Source organism: Rhodococcus sp. MS16, from assembly GCF_013277795.1.
Classification (GTDB): Bacteria; Actinomycetota; Actinomycetes; order Mycobacteriales; family Mycobacteriaceae; genus Rhodococcus_F; species Rhodococcus_F globerula.
The window spans coordinates 19,900-43,279 of sequence record NZ_VBTM01000027.1; the positions used below are offsets into that span (position 1 = coordinate 19,900).

A 23,380-nucleotide genomic window follows, 5' to 3' on the forward strand; every position below is an offset into this window, starting at 1 on the left:
TGCTTAAATCAACTATATATGTTTGACTTTCGTCACATACTTTTCGGATCGCACAGCTCTCGAGGAATCCCATGACCGAAACGACGGCCGAGAACGGCTCATCGCCGACGATGTCCCGACGCCAAGTGAACGAAGCATTCGCCGGCATCCTCATTGGAATGCTGGTTGGCATCTTGTCGACCTCGGTGGTCAACACTTCTCTCCCGCGTATCGTGTCCGATCTTCACGGTGATCAATCGACGCTCACCTGGATTGTCACCGGAGCCCTGCTCACGACCACGGTGAGCACCCCGATCTGGGGCAAACTGGCCGACCTCTTCAATCGCAGACGTCTGTTGCAAATCGCACTCGCTATCTTCATCGCCGGTTCACTCGCCGCCGGATTTGCACACGAGCCCACGCTGATGATCGGAGCGCGGTTGATACAGGGAGTCGGAACCGGCGGACTGATGGCACTCTCCCAAGTCGCGATCGCTGACATCATCAGCCCTCGCGAGCGTGGAAAGTACATGGGCGTCCTCGGTGCTGTCGTCGTAACCGGCACAGCCGGCGGCCCTCTCCTCGGTGGCTTTGTCACCGACACAGTCGGCTGGCGCTGGAACTTCTACCTCGTTATTCCCGTTGCAGTGATCGCGATGATCGTCATCCAGTTGAAGCTCATTGTGCCGACACGTAGGGGCGCTACCAATATCGACTATGCCGGGTCGATTCTGCTCATTGCCGCGATCTCGACGCTTCTCATCTGGCTCTCGCTGGGCGGCAAGCAATTCGCGTGGGAATCCTTGCTGTCGTGGTGTCTGGGTGTCGGTGCAGTAGTGCTGATCGTCGTAACCCTGATCGTCGAGAGCAAAGTGAAGAACCCCGTCCTCCCCCTGCACATGTTCCGGCAACGGACCTTCACGTTGGCGGTCGTGGCCAGCGTGTCCGTCGGCATCGTCATTTACAGCGTCTCGATCTTCCTCAGCCAGTACATGCAGCTCAGTCGTGGTGCCACAGCCACAGGAGCGGGTCTGATCACCTTGCCGCAAGTTGCTTGCAACCTCATCGCCTCCACCGTCGTCGGCGCTCTCATCAGCAGGACAGGGAAGTGGAAGCGATGGTTGATCACAGGCGCTTCCCTCCTCACGGTCGGCGTTTTCCTGCTCTCGACCCTGCGAGTCGACACTCCTTTTACCGTGATTTTCCTGGCCACACCGCTGGTCGGTCTCGGCCTCGGCATGCTGATGCAGAACCTGACTCTCGTCGTACAAAATTCCGCAAGCGTACTCGAGATCGGCGCTGCCAGCTCCGCCACCACGTTCTTCCGTAGCCTGGGCGGTGTCCTGGCCGTGACAGTGTTCGGTGCTGTCCTCTCCACTCGAGTCGATACCGAGATCGAGCAGGGCCTACAGCAAGCAGGCATCGCGCGATCGGCAAGCGGACTAACGGACGGTAATCTCCCGAACCTCCCGGCCTTGTCCGATCAGGTGCGCAACACTGTCGAGTCTGCATACGGCCAAGGCGTCGGAGAGGTATTCCTCTATTCCGTTCCGTTCGCCGTCATCGCCCTGATCTGTACCATTTTCATGCCCAATGCCGTCCTCGGAACCAAAACAGGTATCCAGCAACTCTCCGACATCGTGTTGGACACAGCATCAAACGACTTGGATACCGTCAATGTTCCACGACACTCGGAGAAGCTTGGTGCCGAACGTGAAATGGCCCTCGCGGAATACTCGGGAAGTGGAAGCGATCGCGTGACGTCGGCCGCATCGCCACCCAATACGAGCAGTTCGTAACGCACTCCTCAATCGTGACTCGAGCAGTCAGCTTCCTAGCGGCCCTCGACAAATGTGGGCGGCGCCGTGAGCAATCCGACCATCGCATCGACGAGGTCGGTCTCGAACTCTTCGCGGGTCAGTTCCTGGTCTTCGCCCGCAACCATCCGAGATTGACGATTCGCAATCGTGTGCATCATCAGCTCGACAGCCATCGAGTGCCGATGCCGACGCAGCGGTTCGGACAGTTCAGTGAGCGCTGCCTTGATCCCCTCAGCCGCAATTTGCGCGCTCACCACATGGTCGATCGTGGTGGCATATGCACCGGCGCGTTTCTCCGGGTCGGACATCAGTCGAGCAAGAAATGCCACGTAGTGGTTGGTGTGCGGATCGAGGTCAACCAGAGGTCGCACCATGGACTCGACGAGGGCACGTAATTCATCCTGACGTCCCTCGCTGCGCATCCGGTCGAGAAACTCGAGTCGTGCGGCGTTGATCGGGGGCAGTCGATACTCGAGGATCGCCTGCAGCAGAGCCGTTTTCGACCCGAAGTGGTATTGCACAACTGCGGGATTGCGATGGCCCGCCGCACTGCCGATTTGCCGTAGGGATACACCGTCGATCCCGTGGACAGCAAAGAGCTGCTCCGCTACCTGCAATAACTCGACGGGGTTTCGTTCACGGACCGACAACTGTGACGCCTCGCGCATGGTTCTGATTCTCTCACGCCCCTCCTCTCAACCATTGACCCTGCAGTAAGGCATGTGATTTAGTTTAAAACAGTTGTTTGATTGCAACGCAATCCTACGTTCGTATTCGACAAATCGAATGCATGCGCCGTCTCCACTCAACCCGGAAACGAGGTCTCATGATCCATGTTCGCCCTCTCAGCAGCCGCATCGGCGCAGAAGTTCACGGCGTCGAACTCGACGGAACCCTCCGTCCAGAAATAGTCGCCGAACTAAGGAAAGCGCTGGTCGAATTCAAGGTTCTCTTTTTTCGCGATCAGACACGCATGACCCCTGACAAGCACCTCGACTTCGGTCGCCTGTTCGGCACGCTCGAAGCACATCCCGTGGCCACTGCCGATCGATCCGAGTTGATGACGCTCCGGAGGGCACCGGATGTCGCTACTGCACGCGCGAATTTCCCGTACGGCGAGGACTATTGGCACTCCGATGTCAGTTGGCGTGAGCATCCGTCATTCGGCTCGATCTTGCGCGCCGTCGAAATTCCCCCCGTCGGCGGTGACACCCTATGGGCAGACATGGAAGCAGCATTCGCGGGTCTGAGCCCCCAGATGCAGGGAGCACTGCGGCCACTACGCGCAATCCACGACTTCGACCGAGCCTTCGGACCAGGACTGGCGCCAGAAGATCGCGCAGCTATGGCCAAACGCTTTCCGCCCGTCGAGCATCCGGTTGTGCGAACCAATCCGGACACCGGAGCACCTTTGCTCTACGTCAACGAAATTTTCACGACCCGAATCGTCGGCATGGACCTTCGCGAGAGCGACTCTCTCCTCCAATTCCTGTACCGGCAGGCGACAAAGCCTGAGTACCAGTGCCGGTTCAGTTGGAGAGAGGGATCAGTCGCGTTCTGGGACAACCGCACCACTCAGCACTACGCGTGCCACGACACCGGCGAAGGCGTTCGCGAAATGCATCGAGTCACTATCTCCGGCGACCGCCCGTACTAGAACACGCCTCGCTGTCGTGACGATCTGCGCGACGCACGGTCACGCTAGTTGACCTGTTTCATGAAAGATGTTGGGGCGGCATCGGATAACCCTCGAACAGTCTCAGCGGAATACCGGCGCCCGCTTCCCGAGGAACGCCGCCTTCGCTTCAGCCGCATCGCCACCCGTGATGTTGTTGCCCTGAGCCTGTGCTTCCAACCTCAATGCAGACTCCAGACTCCCCCCGTCTGCAGACGCATCGAGAAGCTGTTTTGTCAGGGAGAGCGCACGCGCGGGTCCCGCAGCGAGCCGCTCGGCCATCTCGTCCACAGTTGCGTCGAGGTCGGCTACCGGCACCAGCCGCGTGACCAAACCCATTTCTGCTGCCTCCGCCGCGGAATACATGTCACCGAAAAAAGCGATTTCCTTCGCCTTCTGAATTCCGACCAACCTTGGGAGTAACCAGGAACCGCCCATGTCGACGGAGAGCGCACGACGAACGAAGATCTGCGAGAACCGAGCTCGATCGCTGGCAACCACCAGATCACAGCCCAGCGCGAGGTTCCACCCCGCGCCGACGGCGACACCGTCCACCTTGGCGATCGTCGGAATTGTCAACGCGTGCAACGCGCGTGCCGCATCACTCGCATCGGACATGAAGTCGAGAGGATCACCGTTCACACTTGCCAGATCGGCGCCGGAACAAAAGTCGCCGCCGTCTCCCGTCAGCACCAACACGCGGTCGGTATGTGAATGCTCGACACTGGTGAACGTCTCGGCCAGTTCGCGCCACATCTCCAAATTCGCCGCGTTCTTCTTCTCCGGACGCGACATCACAACCGTTACGACACCGTCGCGACGTTCGACACGCAGGAATTCCACCGTCGCACTCCCATCTCTTCTTACATAACTAAGTTATCTGGATAACGTGAAGACGCAGAGACAACTACGCCAAAGTGTGACGTTTGATTTTCCGAGGAGGTTTCAGGCCGCTCAGCGCGACCGCCGAATAAGTGGTGCACACTATCCTGAGCGAGCCACACGGATGCAGCGACGACCACTCGACGCCAGACCAGACAACGAAGGAAGGAAGTGGACTCTCGATGCAGACGCACTCCTTGGCGTCACTACCGAAAAGGTAGATGACATGGTTAACTATGTCAAGAAATACGACTTATAGAGGAGAGCCATGGACTTCGCGCTGAGTGACGAGCAGGTAGCCCTAGCGGAGGCCGAACGGGCCTGGTTGGTGAAGAACTCACCCCTCATGGAACGCCGCCCGTTGATAGACGATGCTCCGGCGCGAGTTTCGCCGGCACGCCTTCGCCGTCTTGCCGAGTCGGGTCTGATCGGTCTTCTCACAACAGAGATGGGTGGCACGCACGTCGATCTGCTGGTGCTGGCAGAGGAGCACGGCCGCGCAGGAAGCCCCGTACCCGTGGCCGAGTTGGCTGCGGCGGCCCGCTTACTCGAACAAATCGGCCACCAGGCCCTCGACGAGACCACTGACGGGGCGTCCTTGGTCGTGCCGGCGCTCAGCTCACCCGAAAACTCCGCGCTGCATGCCACAGTCGAAGGGACATCACTTCGAGTACAGGGAACTACGGCTCCGATAACGGGCCTGATAGACGCCCACCGACTCCTTCTCGTCACATCCACTATCGACGGCGCCGAGGTCGCCGCAGTAGTGGACATCGCAGCCGTCAGCACGCGTGTCCTCGAAACTCTGGATGTAACGCGGTCATGGGCGGTAGCCGAGATTGATCTCACCTTCGAAGCCGGCGAGTGGACGCTGCTATCCAGCGGCACAGTGGGTTTCGTTCGTGATCAGTTGGCAACCTTCCGAGCCGTCGACGCGCTCGGCGCCGCAGAAGCACTCCTCGCCCTCACGGTCGAATACGCAGGGCAACGCACGCAGTTCGGGCAACCGATCGGAAGCTTCCAGTCCGTTAAACACCATTGCGCAAATATGGCCCTGTCAATCGAGGCATCGCGCGCGGCATTGTGGGCCGCGGCTGTGGCTCTCGACGGGGACGACCCCGGTGTCCGCGCTCGGGCCGTCGCGGCGGCCGCAGCGTTCACCGGTGAGGGAACCAGCTCCGCCGCTCAGACGGCGCTGCAAGTACACGGCGGAATCGGATTCACCTGGGAGCACGACCTGCATCTACTCATCCGCCGAATCAAAGTCGACGAGCTACTCGACGGTTCGGTGAGCTACCACCGTCGCCGCCTCGTCAACGTCTGAGCCGAACCAAGACTACGAGGCAGCAAGCCAACACAAAACGACCCGGATTGCATTTGAGTAAGTGCAACCCGGGTCGTTTCGGAATAATCAGAGAACTCGGTTCAGCGTGCTTTCCAGACCGGCTCGCGCTTTTCCGCAAACGCGCGAGGCCCCTCCTTGGAGTCCTCACTAGTTGCGAGCTGATCCCACTCGGCGGCCGACAAAACCCACCGGTCAGCCTCCTCGACGCGGATCGAGTCCACGACACCGTAAGCGACGCGCTTACTGGCTTGCACCGACAACGGCGCGTTGACCGCAATCCGCTGTGCCAGTTCGACAGCCGCACTGACAACCTGCCCCTCGGGCACAACCTGGTTGATCAGACCGACCTCGAGTGCGCGGGCGGCACTGATCGGATCGCCGGTAAAGATCATTTCCATTGCCAGTCGCTGCGGCATCTGTTCAGGCAACCTGAAGACACCACCAGCGCCCGCAATAAGCCCACGCTTGACCTCGGGCAAACCGAAGGTTGCATTTTCGGCCGCAACGATGAGATCCGCGGACATCGCCAACTCCGTGCCACCGCCCAGTGCCGTTCCGTTAACCGCGGCAATCGTGGGCTTGTCGGTGTACTTGTTGACGAAACCGGCAAATCCCCATTCCCGATTATTCGGCGCGTACACCGATTCACCTCTCGAAATAGCCTTGAGGTCAGCACCCGCACAGAAGGACTTCTCCCCTGCTCCTGTCAGAACAATCGCACGCACATCGGGGTCCGCGGCAGCTTCGTCCAATGCTCCGCCGACGCCCGCACTTACTGCGGAGTTCACCGCGTTACGTGCTGACGGACGGTTGATCGTAATCACCATGACATTGCCCACTCGCTCTACGAGAACCGCGGGTTCGTTCGTTTCGCTCATTGTTGTCTCCTCCTTGTGCTGGATCGGGTTTCAGCGCGCGTTCACGAGCTCGAGGATGGTGGCGTTGGCTTGTCCGCCGCCCTCGCACATCGTCTGCAAGCCGTATTGGATGTTGTTGCGAAGCATGTGATGCAGCATGTCCGTCAGAATTCGTCCGCCCGATCCACCGAGGGGATGCCCGAGAGCAATTGCACCTCCGTTGGGGTTGACCCGCGCGGGGTCCGCTCCGACCTCTGCCAGCCACGCAAGTGGCACGCTCGCGAAAGCTTCGTTGACTTCGAAGACACCGATATCGTCGACAGTCAGACCAGCTTTCTCGAGCACCTTCTTCGTGGCCGGGATCGGAGCTGTGAGCATGATGATCGGGTCGTCTCCGACAACAGCGACCGAGTGAATCTTCGCTATCGGAGTCACCCCGTACCGCGCAGCGGCCTCTTCGCTCATGATCAGCAGCGCCGACGCGCCGTCCGAGATCTGTGACGCGTTACCCGCATGGATGACACCGTCTTCCTTGAAGACCGTCTTGAGCTTTCCGAGTGATTCGACAGAAGAGCCGCGACGGATTCCCTCATCTCGCGAGACCACGGTGCCGTCCGGCGTCGTCACCGAAACGATCTGGTGGTCGAACAGCCCTGCATCCTGAGCAGCTGCTGCACGTTCATGTGACTGAACTGCGAACGTGTCCAGGTCATTTCGCGTCAGACCCCACTTCTCCGCGATCGCCTCTGCACCAACGCCCTGGTTCGGCTTGACTCCGTTGTAGCGCTCCATGTAAGCCGGGCTGTACGGGCTCCCCTCGAAGGTTCCCGCGGACCCCATCGGCACTCGGGACATCGACTCGACACCACCGGCAACGACAACGTCGTAGTGTCCCGCTGCAACACTGGCGACGGCAAAGTTGAGCGCCTGCTGCGACGAACCGCACTGACGGTCGACCGTCACCCCCGGAACGGATTCAGGCCAGCCGGCGGCCAGCACCGCATTGCGAGCAACGTCGTTGGCCTGGTCTCCGACCTGCTGGACGCAACCCCAGATGACATCCTCGACAATTGAAGGGTCGATACCGGCGCGCTCGACCAACGCATTGAGAACTACGGCCGACAGATCGGCCGGATGAACGCTCGACAATCCGCCGTTGCGTCGGCCGACCGGGGTGCGCACTGCTTCTACGATGACTGCAGTCATGTTGTACTCCTTGCATTACCGGGCAGCAGCCCGAATTCGTTTGAGTGGTACCACGAGCGATTCGAAAAGGCGTTTAACGATCGCCTGCGTCAAACTCGGGCAGCTTCGAGATCTGCCACCAACTCCAGCAGTCGGCGACGATCGATCTTGAGTGATACTCCCCGCGGAAGTTCCGCGACGGTGTGGATATCGACGGGCACCTCGTAACCGGTCAACTGGCCACGGAGGAATGTCTTCACTTCGTCCTCGACCAAAGGAATCGCACCGTCCACAAGCTCGACAACAGCGACCGGCACCTGTCCTAGCCGATCGTCAGCTTTCCCGTACACACTCGCGTCGAGGATCGACGGATGCGCACGCAAGGCGTTCGAAACGACCTCCGGGTGAACTTTGAAGCCGCCCCGGACAATTGCGTCGTCAGCTCGACCGTCGATATACAGGAATCCGTCCTCGTCGATGTGCGCGAGATCGCTGGTACGCAGCCAACCGTTCGCACCTTTACCGGTCTGACCCGCCCGCACTTCGAGCTTTCCGGTCTCGTTGACCGGCAGGACCTCTCCGTTGTCGTCGACAGTCTGCAGATGCACGCCCGGAAACGGCCGCCCGACGCTGCCACGCTTGCGCGCCCACCATTCGGTATGCAGCGGCTTGGTCCATCCGGCGATGGCACCGGAAAACTCGGTGGCACCGTACATGATCAATACGGGCACGCCGTACCGGTGCGTGAACTCCTCGGCCAGATCCGGGCCGACGTAGGTCGTGCCTGCCGTCACCGCACGCAAGCTCGACAGCTTCTCTGCCGGGATATCGGCACTGAGTACCGATCGCATTGCCGCCGGGGGCAAGCTGGCGACCCGCAGTTGATGCTCGGATACCGCGGTAACCCACCCGTCTACGGTGAATCGCGAGAGTAGGACAAAGGGTCGAGCTTCGGTGAGCGCCTGCAGAACTGCCCACAGGCCGCCGATGTGAACCATCGCCAAGAACACCAATGACACCCGTCCGGTGAGCGGGTCGCGTTCAGGGCCGGCCGCACCGGTATGGCCGTGCACCGCTGACATCGCGGAATCGAGCTGGCGCCATGTCAGCGGGACCCGTTTCGGAGGTCCTGTTGTTCCAGAGGTGAACATTTCCACCGCCACCGGATGCTCCTCGGTGTGCAGGGCTTCGATCGTTGCCGAGGATCCGCCACTGCATTGTCGGAGCTCGACGCCATCTACAGCGAAGCCCACAATTCCCGAATCCTCAGCAGCCGAAAAGAATTCAGTCTCCTTCCAGACACTCGAGGGGCCGAGAACGACCTGCGGTTTGGAACTCACCAGGTCCGATGACAGACGTGCAGCCGGCTGCATCGGGTTCAGCGTGACGATTGTTCGCCCTTTGCCGAGGATGGCCACGAGGGCCGCGACGGACTCCATCCTGTTTCCCAGAACAACGCCGACACGAGAACCCTCGTCGCATCCCACCCGGCTGAGTTGCTCGTCGATACGTTCAGCGAGGACGCGAACCTCACCCCATGTGACCCATCGACCATCCTGCTGGATCATGTTCGCGCCATCGGGTGCCAACCACAGAGCACCCAACCCGTCTCTGATTCCCGCCATTGACTGCCTCCAGTTCTGCCGACGAGGAAGCCATTGCTCCCCCGGCCCGCCCATAAGGCGCCACCCGGCATCCGATCGCGCCGATAGAACGCGTGTAACTATAAGATAGATCACATAGTTAACTAGGTCAATTCTTTTATTTCTTCGGTGATGGCTCCGAACAAAAAAGGGGAGACTCGAATATCACGAGTCTCCCCTTGCCGGAGCGATGCACATCCTGAAATCGGCGGCGCCGGCTATGTAAATCCCTGCGTCAGCGCGGCATTGACAATCCACGTTCCGCGATAATGTTGCGCATGATCTCGGAACTTCCGCCCGCGATCGTATAAGCGCGGGCATACAGGAATTCGTCTTGCCAACGCCCACAATCGATTGCATTCGGGTCGCGCTCGACAAGAACGCCGGCCTCACCACTGAGCTCGAGCGCGAATCGCGCGATCTCGACTCCCAATTCGCTGAAGAACAGTTTTGCCATCGGGCCGTCGAAGACCCGTTCTGTCTTCCGTGACCACCGACTTACGTTGGCGTACACCATCGCCGAGAGCGCTTCGACCGACGCAGTCAACTGACCGAGCTTGTCCAGTACGGCGCCGTCTTCGATAGCGGGACGTCCGTTCCTCGTCACCTTCTTGGCGAGATCGACGAGAGCGGAAACATTCTGCTGCAGCCGGGCTGCGCTGGCTGCGACTGCGCTGCGTTCATGTCCAAGACTGGAATTGGCAATCACCCAACCCTGGTTCAGATCACCGATCAGAGCATCGGGACCTACCTCGACATTGTCGAGAAACACCTCATTGAAGTCCGAAGTGCCAGTCATCTCGCGGAGGGGGCGCACCTCCACGCCCGGCAATCGCATATCAATGATGAAAGCACTGATCCCCCGATGCTTCGACGCTTCCGGATCCGTACGCGCCAGCAGATAGCCGTAATCAGCCCACTGACCGTTGGTCGTCCAGACCTTCTGTCCGCTGATCCGGAACCCGCCGTCGTCGGTACGTATCGCCTTCGTACGCAGTGAAGCCAGGTCGCTACCGGAACTCGGCTCGCTGAAAAGTTGACAGAAGATCAGCTCACCGGAACGAATGCCGGGCAGGAACGCCTTTCGCTGTTCCTCGGTTCCATAGTCGAGCAGTGCGTTCGAGACAAGTTTGGAGGCCCCCTGAACCGCGGCGGGGGTGCGGCCGCGAGCCAACTCTTCCCCCACAATCACCTCGCGTTCCATCGATTCCGGATTACCTTGCCCCCCGAAACGTTCCGGCCACGACTCACCCACGTATCCAGCATCGAAGAGCTTTCGTGTCCAGTCCTTCAGTAACGCAAGCTCTTCCGCATCCTCTGCCGTGCGCACCCCCGCCTTGGGCGCGATCGCAGGCGCGTTGGCCTTCACGAATGCCCGCACCTCGGCGCGGAAATCCTCGAGTTCGGCAGTCATGCCGTAGTCCATCTCAGCTCCCTTTGCGCATTGTGCCGGCGCAGTGCGCCAACGCGGCGGTCATCGAACCTCGTACTTTCGCGTAGGCACCTCTGATCGGCTGACCTGAGCCTTGCCGATCGGATTGCCCAACGATGTGTACGACATCGCCGTGGCGAGTGCGTGCGAACGAGTCGAGTCCTTCGACTCCCAGATCGCACGAATACTTCCCTGGATCGCGGCCGCCGGCTTGGCCGCGATCCGGCCGGCAAGATCCTGCGCGCGGTCCCACAGATCACTGCGCGACACGATCTCACTGACCAGTCCGATCTCGCGGGCACGCTCCGCGGACATCCGCTCGTCGAGACCGAGCAGAACCATGCGCAGCACCTCCCCGATCGGGATGCGGTGCGCCAACCCGATCGGCTCGAGCGCCGCGACCAGGCCGTAAGAAACGTGCGGGTCGAAGAATTGCGCATCATCACTTGCAATGATGATGTCCGCCTCATTGATCCAGTACAGCGCACCGCCCGCGACCATGCCATGCACTGCACAGACCAAAGGCTTCCAGCACCCGTTCTGCTTCGGTGACAGGTCAGCGCCCGGGTCTCGGCGGGTGAATACGTTCTCGGCGACGTACGTCCCTTCCTTGACGTCCATCCCGGTGCTGAATGCGCGATCCCCGTTTGCCCGCAGGACCACAACATGGACGTCGTCCGTCTCCGCCGCGTAGTGCCACAGCGAACGGAACTCGCTCCGCATGACATTGGTGAACGAATTCATCCGATCGGGGCGGTTCAACGTAATCGTCAGAACATGATCGTTCTGCTCTGCGATCACCGTCGTCAAACTGCTCAAGTCCACAGGTCCTCCTGAAGTTAGGGACACACCGTAACGAAATTTCTCAGCCACCGAGCTACCCGACTCGCCGGCACGTGAGCGGATCGGCGCGGTTGCTCAAGCCTTCGAGCCAGAACGTGCCTGCGCACGCAACTCACCGTTGCGCTTGAGCATCTGCGCGGCAATCCGCTCCCACTCCGCCGGCGCGGTCGGGAGAACGGCAAGGTCGGACTCCCGACTCGGCAGCGACACCGTCGCTGTAGCCGGACAGGTCACCTCGCCGCGCTGACTTGTTCCCCGGAGTTCGATGTCGATCAGGTGTCGGTCGCCTTCTATTCTCTTCCCCACAACCTCTCCAGTGAAGATGTGGGTATCACCGAGGTAGTTGAACTTACGCATCTGACTGGACATCGTCTCGATCCAGCCTCCGTCACCGATCCAGTCGGTCAGGACGTGCGTCAGCCAGCAGTCACGCATCATTCCATAGTCGTATGCAGCCGGAAGGCCGATGGAGCGGGCGTACTCACTATCCCAATGGATGCGTTGCGCCACATCAGGAACGCCCTGTTCGTTGGGAATGTAGAACGGGGCGATGCGCTGCCGATTCTTGTATGTCAGGCGCGAGGCCGACGGCGTATAAGGCGCGAAACCGTAACCACCGGAATGGAAGACCATCATGTCGGTAGCTGTCAGCGGGCCCTTTGCCATCTGGTCGAGGCTCTCGCCGACCTGTACGTCGTCCCAGTATCGAGGCTCTGCACCTCGAGGCTTCTCGGCCGCGTAGATCTCGTCGATCTTCGCAATGTCCTCGGGCGTGTATGTCGCAGGCTCGATTGCGTCATACTTCTTTCGCTTCTTCGACTCGTGCCGCTCCGTGTGGATCGTGAGCACGCGCTGCGCCTGCACGACCTCTGCGCGCTGGTTGAACTGCACGTGAATACGCGTGACGAGTAGCGATCGGCCCGCGAATTCGGACTCTTTGAGCTCAACCTTCTCGAAGCCGTGGAACGAGTAGACGGTGTCACCGTCGTACACAGGTCGGTACCAGTCGGTTGTGCTGCCGGAGACAAACACGTGGATACCACGGAAGGCCGGGCGACGCTGTTCGCGCGGGACACGATCTGCGAGCAGTTCCTTGCGCAGTCCGATGTTGATCATCGGCGGTGCAATCTGGCCACCCCAGCGTGTGTCACGTCCATATTCTTCATCGACGAACAACGGATTGTCGTCTCCGTAACTGCGGGCGAAGTTGCGCACCACGTCCGGCGTGACCCGGCTGAACTGCTCGCGCTGGGTGACGGCGTGGTAAATGCCGACCAGGTCCCGGGCCCGCTGAATGTCGTCCTCGAGGAAGCTGTAAACCTCGGGTTCAGCTTCCGTGATCTCCGATGTGCTCATGGAATTCCTCCGTGATCGATAGGGCGCAAATGATGTCTATGCCGATACGCCAACTGGGCGAGCGGCATGATCCAACTCGACCCCACCCAATAGTAGGTCAACTTAGTAATATATGTAAGAGATTCCAAGGATCGGATGTTGGCACGAACCAAGATGCGAAGTCGAAATCGACTGCAGCTGAACGTAACCAGATCAGATAGGTGCTACCTGCGTACCGAGCCGTTCGACCACATGTCGTCGGACAAGCTTGCCCGTCTCCGTGCGCGGGAGTTCGTCCCAGTACACGATTCGCTCAGGTGTCTTGCTACTGCGCAACTTCTCGCGCACAAAGGCGCGCAATTCGTCCACATCGGCGCCCTCGCCCGGACGAAGCACAACCGCCGCCTCGATTCGCTGCCCCCACTCTTCGTCCGGCATCCCGACGACGGCAACATCCAGCACGGCCGGGTGCCGCAGAATCACATCTTCGATCTCGGCGGGAGCGATGTTCTCCGCGCCTCGAATAATGGTGTCGTCCACACGACCTCCGACAAAAAGATAGCCCTCGTCGTCGAGATATCCTTTGTCCCGCGTATCGAAGAAGCCGCGGCCGTCAACCATCCGACCAACTCCTGCATACTCTGCCGACACCTGGTCACCGGCCACACAGATTCGGCCCACTTCTCCTGCCCCCAAGACCGTTTCATCGTCTCCGCGAATCTCGATCTCGACCCCGGGGACCGGACGACCCACCGAACCAAGTCGTGCCCTGGCCTTTTCGTCATCGCCGACAATCGCTGTTCGATGATCATCAGGGCCGAGAACTGCGATGGTCGAGCTGGTCTCGGTCAATCCATAAGCATTGACAAAACCGATCTCGGGCCACAATTGCAGCGCTCGCTCGATAACCCGAGTGGGCATCGGCGCTCCGCCGTATGCAAGGCCCCGCAAGGACGGAATATCCTTTGTCGCATCGGAATCCACAATTCGGGCCAACATCGTGGGAACCACGAGAGCGTTTGTGACGCCTTCACTGCGAACCGTATCGAGCCACTGCTCCGGCGTGAACTGCTCGAGGACCATCGTTCGACGACCGGCGTAGAGATTCGTGATCACATTCGCTACTGCCGCAATATGATAGGGCGGAACACTGACCAAGGCCGCGTCCGCATCCTCCGCGCTTGCAAATTCGACCGATCCGAACACGTACGACGACAGATTCTCGTGGCGAAGAAGCACGCCTTTCGGCGCGGAGGTCGTGCCGGAGGTATAGATGACGACCGCCGGGCCGTCGTCATCGAGAGCCTCCTCCTCATCGGCCGTCGTCACGTCCGAACCCGAGAGCAAGCGCATCCACTCTTCCGGCGTATGCACACTCAGTCCGGCACTCGCCAGAACGGCAGCCTGGTTCGGGTCAGCGATACCCAGCGCTCGGGGATGATTCGACAGAAGTGAATCGAGCTGCTCGCGACCCAAACGGTAGTTGACCGGAACCAGCGGCACGCCTGCGCGCGCAGCGGCAAACATCGCGACCGGAAAAGCCGGACCGTTGACTGCCAGATACACCACTGCATCAGCACCCGATTTCCGGATCATGTCTGCGCCGGCCACTGCCAGTTCGTTCAACCTCGTCGCGGAGATGCCCGCGTCTTTCGATCCGATGACAACGCGGTCGCCGAAACCATCGACCGCCATGTCCAGCAGCATCGAAATATTCATCCGTCACTCCACTCGTCTTCGTTCTGGGTACGCACTACTTGGCCGAAAAGCAGACTGCTAGTCGGAGGACGGAAGCGGCTTTGCGGTCTTGAGCACAAGCGCGACCCCGTCCAATGCGAGCTGCCCCTGACCGGACTTGGTGCACAGCACCTCCAAACCCGAAGACTCGTCGACGTACCGCTTGCCGAGCACGGCGCCACCGGTGTTCGCCGGATCGATCGTGGAACCGTCTCCCGAGGGCTTCTTGCCCTCTTCCATCGCAGACCCACCGCAGGTCAGTGTCACGTCACCTCCCTGAGGAGAGCGAACCACGATCAGTGTGGTGGTGTCGACATTGCTGGCCAACGATTGACCGACCTTGAGAATCACGATTGCTCCGTTCATGGGGACAAGCAGTTCGGCCGCGCACGGCCACTGAGAATTCTTCGGACAACGCACCTATGCCCCCTAAAGGTAGCGCGCGTCACATAGTTTAGATAGTACTATAAGTTAACTCAAGCCTTCACAGGCGAACACCTACACGATTAAGGACGACGTATGAATATCACCGGAAAGAAGGCCGTAGTGGTAGGCGGCGCATCGGGCATGGGCCGGGCGACGGCCGAAGCCCTCGCCGCGGCGGGAGCCAAGGTCGCAATTCTCGATCGGGAGACCAGTGACGGCAAAGAAATCGCCACCGACATCGGCGGCATCTTCCATCCGATCGACATCACTGATTTCGAGGGAGCCGAACAAGCTCTCGGCAACGCCGTGACCGAACTGGGCGGACTTCACATCGCCGTCAACACCGCCGGTGGCGGATCCGTGAAGAAGACCCTCGGCCGCAACGGCCCCCACGACCTCGACAGCTTTCGAAAGATCATCGATCTCAACTTGATTTCCACCTTCAACCTCAATCGGCTGCAGGCCTTCCACATGTCCAGCAACGACCCCGAGGACGAGGAGCGTGGAGTCATCGTCAACACCTCCTCCATCGCCGCCTTCGAGGGTCAGATCGGCCAGGTCGCCTACAGCGCCGCAAAGGCCGGCATCGCCGCGATGGCACTGGTCATGGCACGAGACCTCGGACCGCAGGGCATCCGCGTCGTCGCAATTGCACCCAGCTTGTTCGCCACCGGCGCCACCGCGAAGTTCACCGACGAGCAGGTCGCACCTCTCGTCGAGGACGCGGCGTTCCCGAAGCGAATGGGCCGACCGGAGGAATACGCCAAGCTCGCACTCGCGGTCGTCGACAATCCAATGCTCAATGGACAGGCCCTGCGCCTGGACGCCGGACAGCGATTCGCACCCCGCTAGTTCCAGCGACCTGATTCGCCAATCCCCCTCCTGCCGTGGCTGATTCGTGTCGACGTGCCGAATCGGCCGCGGGCGCGCCCGCAATACTGATTCAAGATTACCTAGTTATACTTTTCAGCTATGCCTCATCCATTGGCGACGCCCGCCCTAGCCAGCCTTTCCCGTCCACCGGTCAGCTCGATCCTTGAACTCGCGCAACTCGATTCGAACAGCTTTCGCGGTGAATCACACACTGGTGTCCGCCGCGTCTATGGGGGACAGACCTTGGGACAGTCGCTCCTCGCGGCAGGCCGTACCATCGAGCACGAGCACCACCCCCATTCACTGCACGCAAATTTCGTCCACCCGGGAAGGTCCGATCTCCCAGTGGACTACCACGTCGAGCGCGTGCGCGATGGCGCGAGCTTCACCACCCGCCACGTACGCGCCGTTCAAGGTGGACGGACGCTACTCCTGGCTACGGCATCTTTCCAACGAGATGAAGAGGGACTGCGACATCAAGATATAGAGCCGTCTCCTGTACCACCGCTACCGGAGGATCTACCTCACTTTCAGGACAGCCTCACCATTTCGGAAGCCGCCGAGGCGAATTGGCTCCCGCCATTGATGGCCGGCGTCGGAATCGAGTTCCGCTTTCCCGAAGAGTACCCACGACTCGCCTGCCGACGAGGAGAGAACGGACCGCCGCGGCAACGCGCGTGGATTCGCACGCTGGAACCCCTGGGGGACGAACGTCTGATCCATGCCGCGGGGTTCGCATATTGCTCAGACCTGTTCCTGCTTTCGGCGACCCTCCCTCCCCATGCCCGACATATCGACACACCCGGACTCCAGCTGGCGAGCATGAACCACGCGGTGTGGTTGCACGCACCGTTCAGATCTGACGAATGGCATCTATACGAACAGCACGGATACTGGATGGGTGGCGGACGCGGAATCAGCACAGGCCGCCTTTTCGACCGGAAAGGCACGCTGGTGGCAAGTACAACGCAGGAGGGCCTGCTCCGCTTTCCGCTCTGAACGCCGATCCCCTGCGCCATCGAACGTTTCCCAATCTTTATACCGGTCAACCACATACGCAATAAAAGGCCGTGAAGCCTGGTCACCCAGGGTTCACGGCCTTCGTCATGTCCGGATCACACTGATCACGCTGATTACCCCAGACGGGCGATCAACTCGCCGGCGGCGAGATCCCTCAGCACCTCGGGCCGACAGATCGAAGCCTCATTCGCCATTGCTCGCCGAAGGAGCAGATGCGATGGATGCTCCCAGGTGAAACCGATACCACCATGAATCTGGATACATTCCTCGGTTGCCTTCACCGCCGCCGACAACGCCTCTGCCGCAGCAAGATCGGCAGCTGTTGCAGCATCCGGATCAGCAGCATCACGATCCGCAGCCTCGAGCACCTGGGCTCGAGCGCCTTCCGCGAGGACCAGCAGATCCGCGCATTTGTGAGCGATCGCCTGGAACGAACCGATGGCATGACCGAACTGTTCACGCCGGCCTGCCCACTCGACTGCGAGTGCGAGCGCCCGATTCGCAACACCGACCGAGTCCGCGGCAACCAGCAAACGGGCTACACGACCTGCGGACTCGAGTGCACGAACTACATCGGTTCCAGAGGCCACGGTCGTCGCCGCCGCCCGATCGAACGTAACTATGCCTACCGTCGAAGTCAGATCCACCGGGTTCTGTGTCGTAGCTGTGAACTCCTCCGATGTAATGGTCGCGAGCACCGGATCGCCGGTAGCCGCATCAGTCGCGAGCACCACCAGCACATCGGCTACCGGCGCACCCACGACACGTTCCACGGTGCCGGTCAGCCGGCCGCCCTCGACCACCGGTAATCCCTCGTCGCGAACCCATCCACGATCGTCCACCGCGGCGACGAAGGCCGCAGTCGCTCCACCGATGACAGCTTCGGCCGCGTCCTGCGCCCCGACCGCAAGGAGCAACTCCAGAGCGATTGCCGTGGGGACCAGCGGCACGGGCGCGAGATGGTATGCGGCTTCCTCGACGGCAACGCACAACAGACGCAGTGAAGCGTCCCCTCCACCGAGAGAGCTCGGTGCGGCCAAACCGGGTAGCCCGAAGCTGACCAGATTGTCCCAGAGCCCGATGTCGTAGTCGGCGGGTGCCACTTCCCGGGCAAGAAGCCGCTCGGTCTCTACACCGGAGGACACCATCGAACCGACGACCTCACGCAATGCTGCTTCGTCCTCTTCCGGGGTGATGAGCGGCCGGCCGGGTGTCACCGTGGGAATCCGCCGACCTTCGCCTCGATGCGACGGCAGTCCGAGCACGCCCTCCGCAATCGTGTTGCGTTGGATCTCCGCGGTTCCGGCGCCGATCGTGGCTGCTCGTGACATCAGATATCCGAAAGTCCACCGTCCATTTTCAACCACTCCGGTCGAACGCGCGCCGAGAACGACCGCGTTCCCGGTCAGCCGCAGCGCCAACGAATGCAAACGCTGTTCGAATTCGGATTTGACCAGCCTGTTGATCGACGCGACACCGCCTGGATCTTCACCGCGCAGTACCGCATCAAGCGCCCTCGCGCTATTCGCCGCGATGCTCCGCACCGACGTCTCGAGCTGTGCAAGCTCCTGACGAATCAGTGGGTCGCTTCCATAGCCCTGATCAATCGCCAGACGGACAACTTTGTCGACGGTCCCTCGGTAACGGAACTCGTCCGCGAGAAAGGCGGTAGCGCGTTCATGGCCGAGAGATGTCCGCATGATGGACCATCCCTCGCCTTCGACCCCGAGGCGGTTCGCAACCGGTACCTCGACGTCGTCGAGGAAGACCTCGGCAAAATGGTGGCCTCCGGCAGCATCGCGCAAGGGTCGCACCTCGATTCCCGGTGAGTTCATCGGGATCAACAGGTAGGTGATGCCCGATGTTCCTCGACCGGCCGGTCCGGTCCGGACAAGCGCAAAGATCCAATCGGCCTTGTCGGCCTTCGTTGTCCAGATCTTCTGACCTGTCACCCGATAGACATCTCCGTCACGGACTGCGCGGGTGGACAGTGATGCGAGGTCACTTCCGGCGCCTGGTTCGGAAAAGCCTTGGCACCAGAGTTCATCCGCACGTAAGAGTGGATCGAGGAAACGGTCCTTTTGCTCTTGGGTCCCGTGGACGATGATCGTGGGTGCCACAATCATCGACATAGCACATGGATGCTTCGGAACTCCGGCCTGCGATGTCATCCGGTAGTAGTCGAGCTGGTCTTCGAGTGGGAGTTCCATTCCGCCGACCTCGGCGGGCCAGCCGGGGGCCGCCAAACCCGCGTCGACGAGTTCACTCTGCCAGGACACCGACTCTTCGAATCGAGCCCGGGACGTAGCCGGACGCGTACGTGCCCGATAGTCGTCGAGTAGTGCGGTCAGGCGAACACGCCAGTCGCCGATATGCGCGTCGAGTACTGCCGTAGAAGCCATTTCCACCGCGGCCACCTCCCCTTGCTTGGTTCGAAAACTTCTCTGGATCAGTCTTTTTCAGCGCGACGCTTGCCGAAACGAGCACCGACATCGGCACCGTTCGTGCGGAAGCCCACCGACGCCTCGATTTCGAGACCGAGGGCGTGCGACGTGGATGCTCCTGCGCCTTCCTTGAGAAGACGCAACATTCGCTGGATCGCACCAGGGTGACCGGCCGCGATCTTGTGAGCAATCTCGAGGGTGCGGTCCATGAGTTGGTCATGCACTACAACCTCATTCGCGAGCCCGATCCGTGCTGCGGTCGCACCGTCTATCGGTTCCCCGCTGAGCATGAACTGTACGGCTGCGGGCAACCCCACCATTCGTGGGAGCATCGCGCTGCCGCCCCATCCGTTGAGCAGGCCGATCTGCGCATGAGTATCGGCGAACTCCGCGAGGTCCGAGGCAATGATGAACGAGCAACTCACCACGAGTTCGTAACCGCCGGTATAGCACGGTCCGTTCACAGCGGCGATGACAGGTTTCGAAATTCCTCTCAATACCTGTGTCGGCGTAGCACCTTCTGTTCGCGGAGACGGGCCTGAAAGCGCCTCGGGGAGATCGACTCCTGCGGAGAACGAGGTGCCGGCACCGGTGATGACAACGACGCGGACGTCGTCGTCGGCGTCGGCCTTCCAGAGTTCTTTCTTGATCGCCTTTCGCATTGCTCGGTTGATCGCATTGCGACGTTCCGGACGATTGAGTGTCAAGACCGTGACGTGTCCGTCTCGCTCGACCAGAAGCGGCGACTCGTCAGTTTTCACGACTGCTGAACCAGTCTCTGTCATGAGAAGCTCAGCCCGCAGTCACAGGGCTGACAACAACATTGCGGGCGAGGTTTCCCAGCAGAGTCTCCGCATCCGCAGCGATTCGGCGCACGAGGTCACCGGCCGAAGGAACATCATGGATCAATCCCTGAACGACACCAACGGTCCAGATGCCGGCCTCCGGATCCCCGTACTCGTAGACCTTGCGGCCGCGGGTACCCACGACAAGATCCTTGACATCCTTGAATCGCCCACCCTTGTCAAGGATTTCGACAACCTCCTCACTGACCGAGTTTCGCGCTGCGCGCATCGTGTTGCGGAGCTGGCGGAAGATCAATTGGGTATCGAGTTCTGAGGCTCCCACGATTTGCTGCTTGATGTTCTCGTGAATGGGGCTCTCCTGGGTGCACATGAACCGAGTGCCCATATTGATTCCGTCCGCGCCCAGGGCGAGTGCCGCAGCAAGTCCGCGGCCGTCGGCGAAGCCGCCAGAAGCGATGAACGGAATCTTCAGCGCATCCGCCGCCGCAGGAATCAGTACCAGGCCCGGGACATCGTCCTCTCCCGGATGTCCTGCGCACTCGAATCCATCGATGCTCACGGCATCGACGCCGATCCGCTCCGCTTTGAGTGCGTGCCTCACACTGGTGCACTTGTGAATGACCTTGATACCGTTTTCTTTCAGGTGCTCGACGTGCACCGTCGGATCGGAACCGGCTGTCTCCACGATCTTTACACCGGAATCGATGATCACCTGCCGGAACTCGGCGTACGGAGGTGGATTAACCGACAAAGTGAGTGTCAAATTTACGCCGAAAGGCTTGTCCGTCAGCGCCTTACACCGCTCGATTTCGAGCGCAAGCGCCGCCGGAGTCGGCTGCGTCAGCGCCGTGATGATACCGAGACCCCCGGCCTCGGACACCGCTGCTGCAAGTTCTGCTCGTCCAACCCACATCATGCCGCCCTGCACAATGGGGTGCTCAACGCCAAATTCCTCGGTAAACCGTGTCGTCAACATTGCCGCTCCTTGGCGTGTGCCGGAAATCCGGCAGTCAGTATCACGGTGAGCTACCACACCGTCCATTTCAACGAAGGTAACATAGTTTACTATGTTATGTGACATTATCAGTCCGTGAAATCCAGGGAATCGAGAACGGAACACACTCATGCTGTCCGTATTCGGCAACCACGAGGTTCGAGAACTTCCACACGTGCCCACCCACACCGTAGTGACAATGCGCCCAGCTCCCGCCAATGTTCTAAATAGGATGCTTTACTGAGTATGCATAGTTACCGTTGACTAGAGAAGGTGTACGTACCCATGACCGATGACGCCGCCATAGCGCCCGTCTTCGAGCAACGATCACCTTCCGGGCGCGCCATCCGCACCCCGAAGACCGCGGAGCTGGTTGCACTCAAGCTTCGCAGCATGATCGTTGACGGCGAACTGAAGGACGGCGACCACCTCCCACACGAGGCTGAACTGATGGAACACTTCGCGGTGAGCCGTCCGACACTCAGAGAAGCGGTTCGAGTCCTCGAATCCGAACGACTCGTCGAAGTCCGTCGCGGATCGAGATCCGGTGCACGCGTGTGTGTACCAGGCCCCGAAGTGGTCGCCCGGCCTGCCTCGCTCCTACTGGAGCTATCGGGTGCCACCGTCGTCGACGTCTTTGCCGCCCGCGAAGCTATCGAACCAGCAGCAGCTCGGATCCTCGCCGAAACCGGGTCAACTGAAGACTTCGACGAACTCGAACGGCTGATCGACGAGGAAGTACCCGCGGCCTTCGCAGTAGGTGATTTCGGCCCTGCCGCAGCACGGTTTCACCTCCGAATGGTCCAGTTGTCGGGAAACGCCACACTTGCACTGATAGGCGGAATGCTCCAAGAAATTTTCGAACGCCATTCCGGCAATATCGCCCGCGAAAGCGCCATGTCCAACGCCGAAGCCGCTCAGCAGCGATACAGGTTGTTCATCCGATCGCTGCGAAAACTCATCAAACTCCTCCGCGAACGCGACGGCGACGGCGCATCGACTCACTGGAGTAAACACATGAAGGCCGCACAGGCAATGCTGCTGGCCGGCAACGAAAACACACAAGTCCGCGACATCCTCAACTGATCCGCCTGGACGAGTTATTGCCGAACGTTGTTCATCCGGACCGGCAAGCCAGTTAGATTTCCGTGCAGGAACTTACGCGCTATATGACTGATGCCCCGGCGCTCAAAAAGAGCACCGGGGCATCATGTCTGCAATCAGGCGGGGAGCGGCGGCGGGGTGAACTTGTGTCCCCAGAGCGCCCCTTCGGTTATCGCGTAGGTCGGTTCCTCGGTCTCAACCCGAATGCCTTCCCAACCACATTCGATCGCGTACAACTCCGGCGAATAGACGTAGAACGACAGCATCTGGTCGTTCGTGTGCTTGCCGAGTGTGTTCATCATCGGAATGTTCAGGTCAGCGGCGCGGTCGAGGGCACGACCGACATCATCGATCGAAGCCATTTCGACCATCAAGTGGAGCAGTTTGCCCGGGCCAGGCGTGGGAGCAAGACCGAATGAATGATGTCGCGGGTTGCAACCCATGAAGTACGTCGGGCCCGCTGTGTTCCGCTCGACGAATCCAAGTACGCGAGAATAGAAGTCGAACGCCGACGGCACATCCTCGGCGGAGACGATGGCATGTCCCATTCCCATGTCACCGGTGACGAAACGACTCACCAATGGCGTGTTGATGAGAACGTGATCGAGCACGGGTCCGTAAAACAATTCGACCGGATTTCCAGCCGGATCGTCGAACCGAGCGAATCCTGTAACCCGTCGCTCAGCACATTCTTCAGTCGAACCAGCGGTGACCTTGATTCCCTCTGCTTCTACGGCAGTCACGACTTCAGCCAGGTCACGTTGGTTCAGCACCTCGAAACCCAGTGCCCCGAGCGAGGACTCTTCCGCCGCAGATACCACCAGACGCGGTGGATAGTGGTCCATTCGGAAATAGAGCGAGTCCGGATTGTCTCCGTCGATACGCATCAGCCCGAGGAAGTCCTCCCCGAATGTCTTCCACGCATCGATGTCAGGTGCATTCAGCCTGACATAGCCGAGAGATCGAATCCCCATTTTCCA

At 60.3% G+C, this 23,380-nt stretch carries 20 protein-coding genes; 6 read left to right on the top strand and 14 right to left on the bottom strand.

From position 1 onward, the window contains the following. The first annotated feature begins 71 nt into the window (after window positions 1–71). Complete coding sequence (locus FEZ60_RS31400; RefSeq protein ID WP_095887132.1) at window positions 72–1,778, top strand: MFS transporter; 1,707 nt, start codon at window positions 72–74, stop codon at window positions 1,776–1,778. A 35-nt stretch (window positions 1,779–1,813) separates the two neighbouring features. Here the strand turns inward: FEZ60_RS31400 and FEZ60_RS33025 are convergent, their stop codons facing one another. Continuing rightward, a complete protein-coding gene (locus tag FEZ60_RS33025) occupies window positions 1,814–2,467 on the bottom strand; it encodes a TetR family transcriptional regulator (protein ID WP_095887133.1) in 654 nt (217 codons plus the stop codon). A 158-nt stretch (window positions 2,468–2,625) separates the two neighbouring features. Between FEZ60_RS33025 and FEZ60_RS31410 the strand changes: the two genes are divergently transcribed. Beyond that, window positions 2,626–3,456 carry a TauD/TfdA family dioxygenase gene (locus FEZ60_RS31410; RefSeq protein WP_033236784.1) on the top strand — a complete coding sequence of 277 codons (831 nt, stop codon included), beginning with the start codon at window positions 2,626–2,628 and terminating at the stop codon, window positions 3,454–3,456. Between the two features lie 102 nt (window positions 3,457–3,558). Here the strand turns inward: FEZ60_RS31410 and FEZ60_RS31415 are convergent, their stop codons facing one another. Continuing rightward, window positions 3,559–4,317, bottom strand: a complete 759-nt coding sequence (locus FEZ60_RS31415; RefSeq protein WP_233364777.1) for an enoyl-CoA hydratase-related protein — start codon at window positions 4,315–4,317, stop codon at window positions 3,559–3,561. A gap of 307 nt (window positions 4,318–4,624) precedes the next feature. Here FEZ60_RS31415 and FEZ60_RS31420 point away from each other — a divergent pair, with 307 nt between their 5' ends. Continuing rightward, window positions 4,625–5,680, top strand: a complete 1,056-nt coding sequence (locus FEZ60_RS31420; RefSeq protein ID WP_033236782.1) for an acyl-CoA dehydrogenase family protein — start codon at window positions 4,625–4,627, stop codon at window positions 5,678–5,680. Between the two features lie 101 nt (window positions 5,681–5,781). Here the strand turns inward: FEZ60_RS31420 and FEZ60_RS31425 are convergent, their stop codons facing one another. From FEZ60_RS31425 to FEZ60_RS31460, 8 genes are all read right to left on the bottom strand, one after another. Further along, window positions 5,782–6,579, bottom strand: coding sequence for a crotonase/enoyl-CoA hydratase family protein (locus FEZ60_RS31425; protein WP_033236781.1), 798 nt, complete (start codon window positions 6,577–6,579; stop codon window positions 5,782–5,784). Window positions 6,580–6,609: 30 nt separating this feature from the next. Beyond that, on the bottom strand, window positions 6,610–7,764 hold the full coding sequence (locus FEZ60_RS31430) for a thiolase family protein (RefSeq protein ID WP_033236780.1): 1,155 nt from the start codon (window positions 7,762–7,764) through the stop codon (window positions 6,610–6,612). Between the two features lie 89 nt (window positions 7,765–7,853). Then, window positions 7,854–9,368 (bottom strand): class I adenylate-forming enzyme family protein, encoded by a 1,515-nt coding sequence (locus FEZ60_RS31435; RefSeq protein ID WP_172937869.1) that lies wholly within the window; start codon window positions 9,366–9,368, stop codon window positions 7,854–7,856. A gap of 253 nt (window positions 9,369–9,621) precedes the next feature. Then, complete coding sequence (locus FEZ60_RS31440) at window positions 9,622–10,812, bottom strand: acyl-CoA dehydrogenase family protein (protein ID WP_033236778.1); 1,191 nt, start codon at window positions 10,810–10,812, stop codon at window positions 9,622–9,624. Between the two features lie 48 nt (window positions 10,813–10,860). Next, window positions 10,861–11,643 carry an enoyl-CoA hydratase/isomerase family protein gene (locus FEZ60_RS31445; protein ID WP_172937870.1) on the bottom strand — a complete coding sequence of 261 codons (783 nt, stop codon included), beginning with the start codon at window positions 11,641–11,643 and terminating at the stop codon, window positions 10,861–10,863. 93 nt (window positions 11,644–11,736) lie between these two features. Further along, a complete protein-coding gene (locus FEZ60_RS31450) occupies window positions 11,737–13,017 on the bottom strand; it encodes a MaoC family dehydratase N-terminal domain-containing protein (RefSeq protein WP_033236777.1) in 1,281 nt (426 codons plus the stop codon). A gap of 192 nt (window positions 13,018–13,209) precedes the next feature. After that, window positions 13,210–14,715, bottom strand: coding sequence for an AMP-binding protein (locus tag FEZ60_RS31455; protein WP_092803947.1), 1,506 nt, complete (start codon window positions 14,713–14,715; stop codon window positions 13,210–13,212). Window positions 14,716–14,772: 57 nt separating this feature from the next. Continuing rightward, window positions 14,773–15,084, bottom strand: coding sequence for a hypothetical protein (locus FEZ60_RS31460; RefSeq protein ID WP_092805089.1), 312 nt, complete (start codon window positions 15,082–15,084; stop codon window positions 14,773–14,775). 168 nt (window positions 15,085–15,252) lie between these two features. On the opposite strand from FEZ60_RS31460, the gene FEZ60_RS31465 reads away from it, so the two are divergent. Both FEZ60_RS31465 and FEZ60_RS31470 read left to right on the top strand, forming a co-directional pair. Then, a complete protein-coding gene (locus FEZ60_RS31465; RefSeq protein WP_033236774.1) occupies window positions 15,253–16,011 on the top strand; it encodes an SDR family NAD(P)-dependent oxidoreductase in 759 nt (252 codons plus the stop codon). A gap of 120 nt (window positions 16,012–16,131) precedes the next feature. After that, complete coding sequence (locus FEZ60_RS31470) at window positions 16,132–17,031, top strand: acyl-CoA thioesterase domain-containing protein (protein ID WP_092803950.1); 900 nt, start codon at window positions 16,132–16,134, stop codon at window positions 17,029–17,031. Between the two features lie 134 nt (window positions 17,032–17,165). On the opposite strand, the gene FEZ60_RS31475 is transcribed toward FEZ60_RS31470, so the two are convergent. From FEZ60_RS31475 to FEZ60_RS31485, 3 genes are read right to left on the bottom strand one after another with little or no spacing between them, the layout of a single operon-like run. Continuing rightward, window positions 17,166–19,454 carry an acyl-CoA dehydrogenase family protein gene (locus tag FEZ60_RS31475; protein ID WP_172937874.1) on the bottom strand — a complete coding sequence of 763 codons (2,289 nt, stop codon included), beginning with the start codon at window positions 19,452–19,454 and terminating at the stop codon, window positions 17,166–17,168. Between the two features lie 47 nt (window positions 19,455–19,501). Continuing rightward, window positions 19,502–20,281, bottom strand: a complete 780-nt coding sequence (locus tag FEZ60_RS31480) for an enoyl-CoA hydratase-related protein (RefSeq protein ID WP_051730737.1) — start codon at window positions 20,279–20,281, stop codon at window positions 19,502–19,504. A 7-nt stretch (window positions 20,282–20,288) separates the two neighbouring features. Then, the gene (locus FEZ60_RS31485) at window positions 20,289–21,278 is read right to left on the bottom strand and encodes a nitronate monooxygenase family protein (protein ID WP_033236772.1); all 990 of its coding nucleotides are present in this window, start codon (window positions 21,276–21,278) and stop codon (window positions 20,289–20,291) included. Between the two features lie 303 nt (window positions 21,279–21,581). Between FEZ60_RS31485 and FEZ60_RS31490 the strand changes: the two genes are divergently transcribed. Continuing rightward, window positions 21,582–22,382, top strand: coding sequence for a GntR family transcriptional regulator (locus tag FEZ60_RS31490; protein WP_033236771.1), 801 nt, complete (start codon window positions 21,582–21,584; stop codon window positions 22,380–22,382). Between the two features lie 134 nt (window positions 22,383–22,516). Here FEZ60_RS31490 and FEZ60_RS31495 read toward each other — a convergent pair whose 3' ends face one another. Beyond that, complete coding sequence (locus tag FEZ60_RS31495) at window positions 22,517–23,374, bottom strand: VOC family protein (protein ID WP_033236770.1); 858 nt, start codon at window positions 23,372–23,374, stop codon at window positions 22,517–22,519. Window positions 23,375–23,380: the final 6 nt, after the last annotated feature.